The sequence below is a fragment of the Conexibacter sp. SYSU D00693 genome, assembly GCF_017084525.1.
In the GTDB taxonomy this organism is placed as follows: domain Bacteria; phylum Actinomycetota; class Thermoleophilia; order Solirubrobacterales; family Solirubrobacteraceae; genus Baekduia.
This window is the reverse complement of sequence record NZ_CP070950.1, coordinates 3765958-3779119: the sequence shown is the minus strand read 5'-3', so window position 1 is coordinate 3779119 and position 13162 is coordinate 3765958. Positions and strand designations below refer to the sequence as shown.

Sequence of the window (13162 nt, the reverse complement as noted above, 5' to 3'; positions counted from 1 at the left end):
GTGACCTCTCTCTGCCCAGCGGCGACCCACCGCCGGGGCGAGGCATCCTAGACACGAACCCCCGGGACTGCCGCAACCTCAATGCCAGCTCAACGTCGGTCGGACATCCGACAGCGACCCAGCGCACCGCCCTCCGGTGCCCCGTCCGGCGCGCGCGTGGCGCCGCTCAGCCGGCGGGGGCGCAGAGCCGGGCGACCGCGCCAGGCACCGGCGCGTGGGTCCAGCCGTCGACCAGCGCCTGGCGCAGCGCCGCCACGTCCGGCGGCGGGACCGTGAGCCCGAGGCGGGCGGCGCGCGCCACGAGGGCGCAGGTCAGCGCACGCAGGGCCGCCGGCTCGGCGGCCGCCAGCGCGCGATGCGCGGGGCGCACCACGAACTCGGGGCCGAGGCCGGCGAGGAGCGCTTCGAGCGGCGAGGGGACGACGTCCTGCGGCGGCGCGGCCCGGGGCGCCACGCCCTCGGTCAGGGCGGCGAGCGCCGCGTCCGGGTCGACGGCGACGACAAGCCCGCTGCCGTCGCGCGAGGCAGTGGCGGCGCCACGGCGCCCGGCCAGCGCCGCGAGCAGCTGCGCGCAGCGCGCGCCGGGACCCCGGTCGGCCGCACCGGCGGCGTCGAAGGGCGCCGCGAGGCCGGCCTTCGCGGCGGCGTCCAGGAGCTCGAGGAGGTGGTCGTCGTCCAGGGCCCGGCCCTCGTGCTCACCGGCGGCGAGGACGTCGACCGATGCGCCGCCCGCGGCCCAGCCGACCAGGCAGACGGTCGTCGCCGCCGGCTCGGGGGCGAGGTCGATGCCGAGGGTCGTGGTCACGACGCTCCGAGACTAGGACCCCGCGCGCCCGCGCGCCCAGTCGGCCCGAGGTGCGTGCTGCGGCGCCCCGACGAACGCCGGCGTGCATGAGACGCCGACTGACTGGGAATCGCGCTTGGGCGATGTCCCTCATGCTGGTCGTGGTCCTGCTGTCGGTCCTGTGGGCCTTCGCCATCGCGCTGGCACTGGGCCTCGCGCGCGCCGCGGGCAGCGCGGACGCCGCGGAGGCGGCCGCCCGCGCCGAGCAGCGCCGCCGCAGCCTGCAGCTGATCCGCTAGCGCCCGACGCGCAGCGCGCGGCTGCGCCCGCCGGCCACGAGCGTGGCCGTCCTCAGGCGGCCGGACCGCGCGGCCTCGCGCCCGGCCTTCGTCAGCACGAGGCGCACCTTGGCGGTCTTGCCCGTGCCGACGCTGTAGGTCCCGCGCGCGAGGAGCGCGCCCGCCTTGACGCCCTTCAGGCCCTTGCGCGCGACGAGCTTGGCGGTGCCCTTGCAGCCCTTGGCCTTGGCGCAGCGCAGCCCGACCCGGACCGACGGCTGCCCGCCGGTGAGCGTGAGGGTCGCCGTGGCATCGGGGAACGTCAGCGCGGCGGGGGCGGTGCCGGCCGGCGCGGGCGCCGCCGCGGCCGGCGCGGCCGGGGCGGGCGCCGGGACCGACGGCTGGCCCTGGGGCGCCGGGGTCGACGGCGCGGCGTCGTCGCGCACGTCGCCGGCGAGCACCGTCGTCGTCGCGGTGGCCACGTGGTCGGCCGCGTCAGGGTCCGGCGTGGTGGTCGTCACCGTCGCGGTGTTGACCGCCTGGCTGACGACCGCGGGGCCGCCGGTGCGGTCGCCGAGGCAGAGGAGGTCCAGCTGGGCCTCGAGCGGCGCGGCGGTCGTGTTGACGAGCTTGAAGACGCGCGTCTTGGGCTGCGGGTCGTGGCCGGCGAGCAGCAGGCCGGCGGGCAGGTCGTAGGAGGCGGTGATGCCCTTCTCCTGGTCGCCGCAGGTCACCTGCTCGGAGGCCGTGGCGCCGGCGGCGACGGTGACCGTCCGGGCGACCTCACGCAGGGCGAGCTCGTGGAAGTGGCCGTCGGCCGTGCCCGTCGCGCGGTCGACGCAGCGCACCGAGACCCGGACGTCGGCGGCCTCGTCGGCCTCGACGGTGAAGCGGCGGCCGGTGCCCTGCGGCTCGCTGCCCACCACGCGGGCGCTGCCGGAGGCGACGCGCAGGCCGGGGGCGGTCGCGACCTTGCCGGGGCCGCAGGCGACGGCGACGTCGCTGCGCCCGGCCGGGACGGTCTGGGTGGTGGCGGCGACGTCGCTGAGGACGACGTCGTGGCCGTGGCCGCCCTCGTCGCCGGTCGTCGCGGCCACGCAGGTGCCGAAGGCCTTGGCCTGGGCCTGGCCGGCGGCGGTGCTGCGCACGGTGAAGGCGTAGCGGTCCTGGTCGACCGACTCGGCGCGCAGGACGCGCACGTCGGCCAGCGTGCCGGTGCCCTGGTCGACCGCGTCGACGCGGATGGCGCCGTCGGTCATGACCATGCCGGGCTGCGGGCAGGCGAGCTCGAAGCCCTCCGTGGCGCCGGCGGCGAGGTCGACCTGGCGCTCGACCTTCTGGACGCCGAGCAGGTGCTGGTGGGCGCCCGGCAGGTCGACGGCGTCGACCGTCGCGGTGACGACGACCTCGCGCGAGGCGCCGGCAGCCAGCGTGCCGAGCCGGCAGGTCACCGTGCCCTCGTCGACCGTGCAGCCGCTCGAGGCGTCGACGAAGCTCAGGCCGGCCGGCAGCGGGTCGCTGAGGACGACGTCCTTGGCGGCCGCGGGGCCGTCGTTGGCGACGGCCAGCCGGTAGGCGACCGTGGCGCCCGGCCGGGCCGACGCGGGGTCGGAGGTCTTCGTGACGCGCAGGTCGGCGCGGTCGACGACGGCGACCGCGGCGGCCGCGGCGTCGTTCGTCGGGACCGGGTCGGGCTGCGAGCCGGACGCGCGGGCGACGTTGACCAGCGTGCCGACGGCGCCGTCGGCGACGCGGGCGACGACCTGGCGCTCGGCGGTCGCGCCGGTGGCGAGGGCCCCGACGGCGCAGGTGACCGTCTGGCCGGCGGCCGTGCAGCCCGCCGAGGCCGAGACGAAGGTCAGGCCGGCCGGCAGCTCGTCGCGCAGCAGGACGCCGGTCGCGCTCGCCGGGCCGCCGTCCTTCACGCGCAGCGTGAAGGTGACCAGGCCGCCCGGCTCCGCGGCGGCGCGGTCGGCCACCTTCGTGACCTGGAGGTCGGCCTCGCCGGCGACGGGCGTCTCGACGGTCGCGGTGTTGTCCGTCGTGTCCGGGTCGCGCTCGGCGGCCAGCGCCGAGGCGGTGTTGCGCAGGCTCGTGGCGTTCGCGGCGACGTCGGCGCTGACGCGGACGACGTACGAGGCGCCCGCGGCGAGGCTCCCGACGGTGCAGCGCACCTCGCCGCCCTCGACGGCGCAGCCGCGGTCCGTCGAGGCGTTGGTGACCTGGGCGGGCAGGACGTCGCGCAGGACGACGCCCGAGGCGGGCGACGGGCCGGCGTTGTGGACGGTGACGTCCCAGCTGGCGGTCCCGCCGGCCTGCGGCGTGCCGACCGCGGTCTTCGTGACCTCGAGGTCGGCGCCGCCGACGGCGACGTCGGCCGCGGCGCGGTCGTTGGTCGCGTTCGGGTCGGGCTGCGTGCCGGTGACGGTCGCGGTGTTGCGGACCGTCGTGGCCGCGCCGGCCGTCGTGGCGCGGGCGACGACCGTCACCGTGGCCTCGGCGCCGGGGGCGAGCGTGCCGAGCTCGCAGGCGATCGCCGTGTCGCAGCTGCCCTGGGAGGCGGTGGCCGAGACGCGCTCGAGGCCGACGGGCAGGACGTCGGTGACGCGCACGCCGCGGGCGGTCGACGGGCCGTCGTTGCGCGCGGTCAGCGTGAAGGTGACCTGCTCCCCGACCACCGCGGTGGCGGTCGAGGCGGTCTTGCGCAGCGACAGGTCGGAGGTCGGGGTGGCCACCGCCGGGTCGGTGGAGCTGCCGTCGTCCGGCGTCGCGTCGCCCCCGCCGCTCACCGTGGCGGTGTTCGGCACGGTGCCGTCCGCGTCGGCCGCGACGTCGACGTCCAGCGTGATGTCGGGGTGGGCGGCGCCGGTCGCCAGGGCGTCGGCGCGGGTGCAGGTGACGGTCTTGCCGGCGTCGGTGACCCCGCAGGACCAGCCGCTGCCGGCGGCGCTCGTGGCGGTGAGCTCGGCCGGCAGGCGATCGACGACCGTCACGGTGCCCTGGGTGGCGGCGGTGCCGTCGTTGGAGACCCGCAGGCGGTAGGTCGCCTGGCCCCCGGGCGTGAGCGAGCCGGTGTGGCTCTTGGCGATGCGCAGGTTGGGCGCGGCGACGGTGCTCGTGGCGGTGCTCACCGCGGTGAGCGGCGTGTTGAGCGACTCGGAGAAGAAGCTCGTCGTGACGGTGTTCACGAGCTTCGTACCGGCCACGAGCCCGTCGCCGACCGTCACGCGGAAGCGGACGTCGTAGGTGCCGTTGACCGCGAGGCGGCCGCCGGCCGTCGCGGTGGCACCGCTGCCCACGCGGGCGACGATGCGGTCGCCCGCGATGTCGCGCTCGGCGGTGTCGTCGCTGCCCGCGTCGGTGCGGGCGGCGCCGCCCACGGTGATCGAGCCGGGGACGTACGTCGTGCCGGCCGGGACCGGGTCGCGCACGACGACGCCGGTGGCGGCGTCCTGGCCGGTGTTGGTGCCCGCGATGCGGTACTCGAGGACGTCGCCCTGCTCGACGCTGCCGCCGTCGAGGTCCACGACGGTCTTCGTCTGGTCGACCTTCGGCGCGTAGAGGTCGGTGGCGAAGGTGATGACGCCCGGCAGGTACTGGTCGCCGGAGGTCGTGACGGTGATCGTCGCCGACGTCGCGCCGTTGGCCAGGACGCCGTCGGCCCTGAGCAGGTCGGCGTCGAAGCCCAGCTGGTTGACGTGGTCGGGGTCCTTGGCGCTGAAGCGGGCGCCGCGGTCGCTCAGCGAGCTGTTGAAGAAGTTCGTCGACGGGTTCTGCGCGTCGCCCAGGCGGGTGCTGTTGAGCGTGGCGGTGTCACCCGTGTAGCCGAGGTCGCCCTCCCAGGTGACGAAGCCGACCGTCGTCCGGACCTCGCCGGCGGGCGGCGTCTTGAAGCCGCTCACGGGGATCGTCGTCGGCGGGTCGCTCGGGCGGATCGTGCGCAGGCCGTCGAAGACCGTGAGGTTGCGGGCGGGCTGCGTCGTGTCGCGGTAGGCGACGACGAGCGACCAGCCGGCGTAGTGGTCGGCGCCCTTGCCGGCCTGGACGTCGGCGACCGTGTACTGGCCCTCGCCGCGGGCGCTCACGACGTCGGTGACGTCGACGAAGCCCTGGTAGCGGCCGACGTTGAGCGTCGAGTCGTCGACCACGGACGCCGTCAGCAGGCGGGGGACGGTGTCGCCGGGGGCGCGGAGCTTGACCTTGTTGCGCGCGGTGGCGTTCGGCGCCGCGGCGGTCCCGGTGGACCAGTCGCCGCCGTAGTACAGGCCCGCGAAGAGGACCGTCGCACCCGCCGGCAGGTCCAGCGTCGCGCGGGAGGAGTTGAACGTCGTCGGGTCGCCGTCGACGTCGACGTAGGTCATGTTCCAGTCGTTGTTCTGCGCGACGGCGTTCTGCGTGCCCTGCTGGACGGTCGAGCATCCGCTCGCCGACGTCGGGCAGGTCATCAGCGCGTTGGACGCCAGCGTGACGTCGCCCGTGTCGTTGGCCGAGAAGCGCGGCGTGAACCCGCGATCGGCGCTGGCCGCCGTGGGCGCGGCGCCGAGGAGCGCGAGGGCGAGCAGCGGCGCGAGGCAGCGGCCGAACGGGCGTCGGAGCATCCCTCCTCTCTTCGGCAGGAGCGCGGCCCCCACGCAACGCGCCGTCTGAGCTGAGACTGGACGGCGCAGTTCGTGGACGGCGGGCGGCCAGAGGCCGGGGTGTCCAGGCGCGGGTGGTCGTCCGGGCGCGGGTGGTCGATGGGTGCCCGGAGGCCTCGGTGCTCGCGAGCCTGGAGTTCGCCGCCACAGAGGCGGTCAACTCCAGGGTCACGAGCGCGCGGTCCCGTGGACGCCTCGCGAACGGCAGCGAGCGGGACGCCCCAGAACGACGAAGGGCGCCCCACGGGGCGCCCTTCGCCGACAGCGGTGGAGCGGCGCGAGCCGCGCCGAGCTACTTGAGCTCGACGGTGGCGCCGGCCTCCTCGAGCTCGCCCTTGAGCTTCTCGGCCTCGTCGCGCTCGATGCCCTCCTTGACGGGCTTCGGGGCCTCGTCGACGAGGGCCTTGGCCTCCTTGAGGCCCAGGCCGGTGGCCGCGCGGACGACCTTGATGACCTGGATCTTCTTGTCGCCGGCGCCGGTCAGGACGACGTCGACCGTCGTGCTGGCCTCCTCGGCGCCGCCGGCGTCGCCGCCGCCACCGCCGCCGGCGGCCGGGGCCGCCGCCGCGACGGCCGTCGCCGACACGCCGAACTCCTCCTCGAGCGCCTTGATGCGCTCGCTGAGCTCGAGCACGGAGATGCTCTTGAGCTCGTCGATCCACTCCTGGGTGCTGGTGGCCATGCCTAGTCCTCCTGGGTCTCGGTGGTGTCGGGGGCGCCCTCGGCGGGCTCCTCCGGCGACGCAGCGGGCTCAGGGGCCTCCGCGTCCTGGTCGGTGGTGTCGTCCGAGGTCGCGGGCGCGGCCTCGGCGTCGGCGGCCTCGGCCGCCGGCTCAGTCGTGTCAGCAGCAGCGGACGCGGCAGGCGCGTCGGAATCGGTCCCGCCCGCCCCGATCTCGCCGCTCTCCTTCTTCTCGAGCACGCCGCCGAGCGCCACCGCGAGGCCCGAGAGCAGGCCGTTGAGGCCGCGGGCCAGGCCGGTGATCGGCGAGGCGACGACGCCGACGAGCTGCCCGTAGAGCACCTCGCGGGACGGCAGCTTCGCGATCGCGGCGATCTGCGCCGGGTCGAGGGCGTCGCCGTTCATGACGCCGCCCTTGAAGGCGAGGAGGTCGTTCGAGCGCTGGTAGTCGGCGATGGCCTTCGCGGCCGCCGCGACGTCGCCACGGACGAACGTCAGCGCGGTCGGGCCCTGCAGCAGCGGCTTCAGGGCCTCGGCGCCCACCTCGTCAGCGGCACGCTCGGTCAGCGTGTTCTTGACGACGCGGAACGTCGCGTCGGCCCCGCGCAGCTGTGCGCGGACCTCACCGGCGCCGGTGACGGTGATCCCGCGGTAGTCCACGGCGAAGACCGCCTCGGACTCCCGGATCTGCTCGGCGATCTCGGCGATCGCCGTGGCTTTCTGCTCCCTGTTCATCGGCCTCCTGTCGCGGGCTTGCGCCTCGCCCCCTCATCAGGAGGGCGAGACCGCCGCGGGTCTCTGGACGCCTCGGTGAAGTGGCTACGCCGCCTGAGCGGTCGTGCCCTCCCCGAGGATGTCGCGGGTTCGGGTGGGATCGACCTTCACGCCCGGGCCCATGGTCGAAGCCACGGTGATCGTGCGCAGGTACTTCCCCTTGGCCGCCGACGGCTTCGCACGGACGAGCTCGTCGATGACGGCGGCGTAGTTCTCGAGCAGGGCCTGGTCCTCGAAGGACGTCTTGCCGATCGTGAGGTGCACGATGGCGGTCCGGTCGGTGCGGTACTCGACCTTGCCGGACTTGGACTCCTCGACGGCCTTGCGGACGTCCATGGTGACCGTGCCGACCTTCGGGTTGGGCATCTTGCCCTGCGGGCCGAGGATGCGGCCGAGGCGGCCGACCACCGGCATCATGTCCGGCGTCGCGATCGCGACGTCGAAGTCGGTGAAGCCGTCCTCGATGCGCTTGGCGAGGTCGTCGGCGCCGACGACGTCCGCGCCGGCCTCCTCGGCCTCCTTGGCCTTGTCGCCCTTGGCGAAGACGGCGATCGTGACGTCCTTGCCCAGGCCGTTGGGCAGCGCGATGGTGCCGCGCAGCTGCTCGTCGGCGTGGCGGACGTTCAGGCCCGTGCGGATGTGGACCTCGACGGACTCGTCGAACTTGGCCTTCTTGAGGGCCTTGACGAGCGCCAGCGCCTCGGCGGGCTGGTACTCGCGCTCGCGGTCCACCTGCTGCAGGGACTCGACGTAGCCCTTGCCGTGCTTGGCCATCAGGCCTCCACCTCCACGCCCATGCTGCGGGCGGTCCCGGCGATGATCTTCGCCGCCTGGTCGACGTCGTGCGCGTTGAGGTCCTGCAGCTTCTTCTCGGCGATCTGCCGGACCTGGTCCTGGGTGAGCCTCGCGACCTTCTCGCGGTGCGGCTCGCCCGAGCCCTTCTCGATCCCCGCGGCCTGCTTGATGAGGACGGCGGCCGGCGGCGTCTTCGTGATGAAGGTGAACGACCGGTCCTCGTAGACCGTGATGACGACCGGGATGACGGTCCCGGAGTCCTGCTGCGTCTGCGCGTTGAACGCCTTGCAGAACTCCATGATGTTGATGCCGTGCTGGCCCAGGGCGGGGCCGACCGGCGGAGCCGGGCTGGCCTGGCCGCCGACGGCCTGCAGCTTGATCTGGGTGAGGACCTTCTTCGCCATGGAGATTCCGGTGGTTCGGGGACGTACGAGGGTAGCGAGCGCTCTGCGGTGGTGCGCGGCGGCTCGGGCTAGATCTTCTTGACCTGGTCGAAGCCCACCTCGACCGGGGTCTCGCGGCCGAAGATGGAGACCAGGACCTTGAGCTTCTGGGCGTCCTGGTTGATCTCGGAGATCTCGCCGGAGAAGTCCGAGAGCGGGCCGGACACGACCTTGACGCTCTCGCCGATCGAGAACTGGGCCTTCGTGGTGACGCGCTGCGCGACCTCGCGGTGCAGCAGGCGGTCCACCTCGGGCTGGGTGAGCGGGACGGGCTCGTTGGACGCGCCGACGAAGCCGGTGACGCCCGGGGTGCCCTTGACGACCTGCCAGGCCGCCTCGTCCAGGTCCATGTTCACCAGCACGTAGCCGGGCATGGTCCGCTGCTCCTTGGAGACCTTCTGGCCGTCCTTCATCTCCGAGACGGTCTCGGTCGGCACGACGACCTGGCGGATGCGCTGACGCTGCCCGAGCGAGGACGCGCGGTGCTCCAGGTTCTGCTTGACCTTGTTCTCGTGGCCGGAGTAGGTGTTGACGACGTACCAGCGGTACATGGGCTTCTCGCTGCGGTCCTAGGGATCAGATGATGAGGTCGACCAGCTCCTGCGCGAGCCGATCGGCGACCCCGAGGTACAGGCCGGCCACGATGACGAAGCCGATGACGACGGCCGTGGCCTGGCCGACCTGACGGCGGTCGGGCCACTGGACGCGCTGGAGCTCGGCCCAGCAGGCCTTGAAGAAGTTCCAGACGCGCAGGCCGCCGCCGGTGGTCGGGGCGCCGGGCGCGGCGCTGCGGTCGAGCTGACGGCCGTCCTCGTCGTCCTCGTCGTCGAGGTCGTCGATGGACCGCGCGCCGCCGGGGACCGACGGGTCGGCGACCACGCCGTCCGCTCCGCGGACGATCGAGGCCTCGGCCTGGTCGACCTCGGCGGAGGCGTGGTCCAGCTCGCCGGGGACGTTCTCGCGGTGCGGCTCGCTCGGAGCCGGCCCCGGGTTGTCGTCCTCGCGGTCGGTGCGCTCGTCAGAGGCCACGACGAAGGTCCCGCGGCTAGCGGGTCTCCCGGTGGCTGGTGTGCGACCGGCACCAGCGGCAGTACTTGCGCAGGCTGATGCGGTCGGGGTTGTTGCGCTTGCTCTTGTTCGTCTGGTAGTTGCGCCGCTTGCACTCCTCACACGCGAGGGTGACAGCGATGCGGACGTCGCCACGGGCCATGCCGGCTCCCGATCTTCTGGGTGAAGGGGTCGACCAATAGACGCTCCGGGCCCGGGCAAAGGAAAGACCCGCCCGGAGCGAGTCGACCCGGGATGGTAGCGCCGATGGGTCCGAGGCGGCGCCTCGCCTACGCGCGCGCCCCCGCCTGGCGGTCCAGGCGGGTCATCTGCACGTGGGCGTGGAGCTCCGCGGCGGCCGCGCCGCGGTACACGCCCTTGATCGGCGGGACGTCGGCGTAGCGCCGTCCGTGGCCGATCTTGACGTGCGTCTCGCCCGCCAGCCGGCGGTTCGTGGGGTCGGCGCCGACCCAGACCGGCTCGCCGCCGCGGTCGGGCGGCAGCAGCGCCTCGAGCCACGCGTGGGTCTGCACCTCGACCGAGTCGTCCCCGCCGTCCTCCGGCGCCGACCACAGGTAGCCCGACACGTAGCGGGCGCCGATCCCGAGCCGGCGCAGGACGAGCAGCGAGACGTGGACGAAGTCCTGGCAGACGCCGGCGCCGGTCTCGAGGAACTCGGCGACCGTCGTCCCGACGTACGTCACGCCGGGGCGGTAGGCGAAGCGATCCGGGACGAGCTCGCACAGCAGGCGCACCGCGGCCAGGGGCGTGCTCGCGCGGGCCGCGGCGACCAGGTCGCCCAGCGGCCCGCCCTCGGGCTCGTCGGCCTCCGGGAGCAGGAACTCGCCGGCGGCCTCGAGGTAGGCGGGCGCGGTCAGGCCGTCCCAGCGGGCGTCGGGCGGGTCGGGCGGCTCGGAGGTGACCACGCGCGCCTGCACGTCGATGCAGAGGTGGTCGTGAGGCTTGGCGATCCCGAACTCGACGACCTCCGTGCCGAAGTAGTCGACGTGGCGGTGCAGCCGGGCCTCGGGGTCCAGGCGCACGTGGAAGTCGTCGCAGCGCTGGGTCGACGTCGTCGCCGGGCGCACCCGCAGCGCGTTGAGGTTGTCGCTGACCGGCGAGGCGTACCGGTACTCGGTGCGGTAGTGCAGCTGGACGTGCATCAGACGGTGCTCACCACGCCCAGCGGCGCGGCGCCGGCGAAGTAGCGCTCGGCGATGTCGCGGTCGACGGCGGCCAGCTCGGCCTGCACGCCGGCGCAGACCGCGGCGAGGTCGTCGCCCTCGGTGGAGCGGGCGCGCAGCTCGAGGTCGGCCCCCAGCCGGCTCAGGCGCAGCACCGGCTCGGAGGAGCGCGGCGCGTGGTCGGCGACCTCGAGCTGCACCTGGGCGCCGGCGATCGACGCGGCGACGCTGTCGGGGTAGGCGGCCTCGTAGACCAGGAAGCGCATGACCGGCCGGGCGTTGGCGGGCGCGGGCACGGCGCGGCGGAAGGCCTGGAAGCCGCCGACGGCCTGCAGCAGCGCGAGGGCCTGGCCGTCGCTCGAGCTCACCTCGTCGCCGGGCAGCGCCACGCGCAGCATCCGCAGGACCATGTCGGCCGACTCGATGCGCCCGCCGGCCACGAGGAACGAGCGGGCCTCGTCGCGCAGCATCGTGCGCTGCATGAGGCCCCAGAAGAGCGCGCAGCGCTCGCGGACGTCGCGCAGCACCGCGTAGGGGCTGGTGGCCAGCCGGCCCTCCATGTCGCCGTCGCGCAGGCGCAGGTGCGTCGTGTTCAGCGACTCCCACATCTCGGCGCTGATGACGTCGCGCACGGTGCGCGCCTGCTCGCGCGAGCGCTCGACGCACGAGACGATCGACGCGGGCTCGTCGCGGTCGAGGGTCAGGCGGCGCAGGACGTCGTCGCGGCGCACGGGGGCCGTGCCGGGGTCGACGCCCATCGTCGCGAGGATCGAGCGCCAGCCGAAGGCGACGCCGGTCGGGCCGGACGGCCGGGCCTGGAGGTCGGCCTGGAAGACGCCGTCGAGCATCCGCGCGGTGTGCTCGGCACGCGTGATGTTGCGCCCGAGCCAGAAGAGCTCGTGGGCGATGCGGGCGAGCATCAGCCGCGACCCTGCTGCTGCTGCTGTTGCTGGCCGGTCCAGTCCGAGCCCTGGCGCAGGCCGGGCAGCGGGACGACCGGCGGGGGCAGCTCGTCGGCGGGCCGCGGCCCGGGCCGGTCGCCCGGCTCGAGCACCCAGGTGTCCTTGGACCCACCGCCGCGCGAGCTGTTGACGACCATCGAGCCCTCGACCATGGCGACGCGGGTCAGGCCGCCGGGGACGATCGTGATGCCCTCGCCGAAGACCGCGAACGGGCGCAGGTCGACGTGGCGCGGGGCGATCCGCCCGTCCGGGCCGGCGGTGGGGACGGTCGAGAGCTGGACCACCTCCTGCGCGATCCAGCGGTCGGGCTGGGCGCGCACGACGTCGGCGAGGCCGGCGAGCACGTCGGGCTCGGTCTGCGGGCCGATGAAGACGCCCTTGCCGCCGCTCTCCCCCGTGGGCTTGAAGACGAGCTCGTCCATCCGCGACAGCGCGTGCTCGCGCGCCGCGCGATCGCTCATGAGGTAGGTCTCGACGTTGTCGAGGATCGGCTCCTCGCCGAGGTAGAAGCGGATCATCGCCGGGACGTAGTGGTAGATCGCCTTGTCGTCGGCGACGCCCGTCCCGAAGGCGTTGGCGACGGCGACGGTGCCCGCCCGGTAGGCGCGCACGAGCCCCGGGACGCCGAGCAGCGAGTCGGGCCGGAACTCGAGCGGGTCGGCGAAGTCGTCGTCGAGGCGGCGGTAGACGGCGTGCACGCGGCGCAGGCCGGCGGTCGTGCGCATGTAGAGGACGTCGTCGCGGACGACGAGGTCGGTCGCCTCGACGAGCTCGACCCCCATCTGGCGCGCGAGGAACGCGTGCTCGAAGTACGCCGAGTTGTGCGGGCCGGGCGTCCAGACGACGACCGTCGCCTCCTCGTCGGCACCCGGCGCGACGGCGCGCAGGGCGGCGAGCAGGAGCTGCGGGTAGTGGTCGACGGGCCGCGGCCGGTAGTGCTGGAACAGCCGCGGGACCAGGCGGGTCATCGCCACGCGGTTCTCGAGGACGTAGGAGATGCCTGAGGGCGTGCGGACGTTGTCCTCGAGGACCTTCCACGAGCCGTCGGCGTCGCGGACGAGGTCGCAGCCGGCGACGTGGCAGTAGACGCCGCCGGGCGGTCGCACTCCGTGCACCGCGCGGGCGAAGTGGCTGCGCGAGACGACCAGGCGCCACGGCACGACGCCCGCCCGGACGACCTCGCGCCCGTGGTAGACGTCGTCGACGAAGTGGTTGAGCGCGCGGATGCGCTGCTCGAGGCCGCGCTCGATCGACGCCCACTCGTCGGCCGGGAGGATCCGCGGGACGAGGTCGAGCGGGAACGGCCGGTCGCGCACGGGCCCGTCCTCGCCCGTGGCGTCGAACGTGATGCCCTGCTGGACGAAGATCGCGTCGCGCAGGCGGCCGGCCTCGGCGAGCTGGGCGGGCCCGAGGCGGGCGAGCTCGGCGACGAGCGCCTGGGCGTGCTCGCGCGGGATCCCGCCGAGCGCGAAGACCTCGTCGAAGCCGCCGCGGCTGGGGCGGTAGACGTTGGGCTCCCGGACGGCGAACGGCTCGACCACCAGGGCGGCGATCCTGCCAGCCGCAGGCGCGCCAGC

13 protein-coding genes are annotated in these 13162 nt (G+C 74.6%); 1 reads left to right on the top strand and 12 read right to left on the bottom strand.

The window, feature by feature from the left end; genetic code table 11:
- Positions 1-166: 166 nt before the first annotated feature.
- A complete protein-coding gene (locus JUB12_RS18710) occupies positions 167-805 on the bottom strand; it encodes a DUF429 domain-containing protein (RefSeq protein WP_205696955.1) in 639 nt (212 codons plus the stop codon).
- A gap of 122 nt (positions 806-927) precedes the next feature.
- Here JUB12_RS18710 and JUB12_RS18705 point away from each other — a divergent pair, with 122 nt between their 5' ends.
- Positions 928-1083, top strand: coding sequence for a hypothetical protein (locus JUB12_RS18705; RefSeq protein ID WP_205696954.1), 156 nt, complete (start codon positions 928-930; stop codon positions 1081-1083).
- Here the strand turns inward: JUB12_RS18705 and JUB12_RS18700 are convergent.
- The 11 genes from JUB12_RS18700 to JUB12_RS18650 all read right to left on the bottom strand — a co-directional run bounded on the left by JUB12_RS18700 (position 1080) and on the right by JUB12_RS18650 (position 13126).
- Positions 1080-5660: a DUF11 domain-containing protein gene (locus JUB12_RS18700; protein ID WP_205696953.1), complete on the bottom strand. Its 4581-nt coding sequence runs from the start codon at positions 5658-5660 to the stop codon at positions 1080-1082. The genes JUB12_RS18705 and JUB12_RS18700 overlap by 4 nt on opposite strands.
- A 331-nt stretch (positions 5661-5991) precedes the next feature.
- Positions 5992-6381 carry a 50S ribosomal protein L7/L12 gene (gene rplL, locus JUB12_RS18695; protein ID WP_205696951.1) on the bottom strand — a complete coding sequence of 130 codons (390 nt, stop codon included), beginning with the start codon at positions 6379-6381 and terminating at the stop codon, positions 5992-5994.
- Positions 6382-6383: 2 nt separating this feature from the next.
- Positions 6384-7115 (bottom strand): 50S ribosomal protein L10, encoded by a 732-nt coding sequence (gene rplJ, locus JUB12_RS18690; RefSeq protein ID WP_205696949.1) that lies wholly within the window; start codon positions 7113-7115, stop codon positions 6384-6386.
- Between the two features lie 84 nt (positions 7116-7199).
- Entirely contained in the window at positions 7200-7928 is a 729-nt protein-coding gene (rplA, locus tag JUB12_RS18685) for a 50S ribosomal protein L1 (protein WP_205696948.1), read from the bottom strand.
- A complete protein-coding gene (gene rplK / locus JUB12_RS18680) occupies positions 7928-8353 on the bottom strand; it encodes a 50S ribosomal protein L11 (protein ID WP_205696946.1) in 426 nt (141 codons plus the stop codon). The genes rplA and rplK overlap by 1 nt, the downstream gene beginning before the upstream one ends.
- Before the next feature lie 68 nt (positions 8354-8421).
- Positions 8422-8943, bottom strand: a complete 522-nt coding sequence (nusG, locus tag JUB12_RS18675; protein ID WP_205696944.1) for a transcription termination/antitermination protein NusG — start codon at positions 8941-8943, stop codon at positions 8422-8424.
- 25 nt (positions 8944-8968) lie between these two features.
- The gene (secE, locus tag JUB12_RS18670) at positions 8969-9421 is read right to left on the bottom strand and encodes a preprotein translocase subunit SecE (RefSeq protein ID WP_205696943.1); all 453 of its coding nucleotides are present in this window, start codon (positions 9419-9421) and stop codon (positions 8969-8971) included.
- Positions 9422-9437: 16 nt separating this feature from the next.
- Positions 9438-9602, bottom strand: a complete 165-nt coding sequence (rpmG, locus tag JUB12_RS18665; RefSeq protein WP_205696942.1) for a 50S ribosomal protein L33 — start codon at positions 9600-9602, stop codon at positions 9438-9440.
- Between the two features lie 127 nt (positions 9603-9729).
- Positions 9730-10602 (bottom strand): transglutaminase family protein, encoded by an 873-nt coding sequence (locus JUB12_RS18660; protein WP_205696941.1) that lies wholly within the window; start codon positions 10600-10602, stop codon positions 9730-9732.
- Entirely contained in the window at positions 10602-11543 is a 942-nt protein-coding gene (locus JUB12_RS18655) for an alpha-E domain-containing protein (RefSeq protein WP_205696940.1), read from the bottom strand. Before JUB12_RS18655 ends, JUB12_RS18660 begins: the two co-directional genes overlap by 1 nt.
- Positions 11543-13126, bottom strand: a complete 1584-nt coding sequence (locus JUB12_RS18650) for a circularly permuted type 2 ATP-grasp protein (RefSeq protein ID WP_205696939.1) — start codon at positions 13124-13126, stop codon at positions 11543-11545. Before JUB12_RS18650 ends, JUB12_RS18655 begins: the two co-directional genes overlap by 1 nt.
- Positions 13127-13162 lie beyond the last annotated feature (36 nt).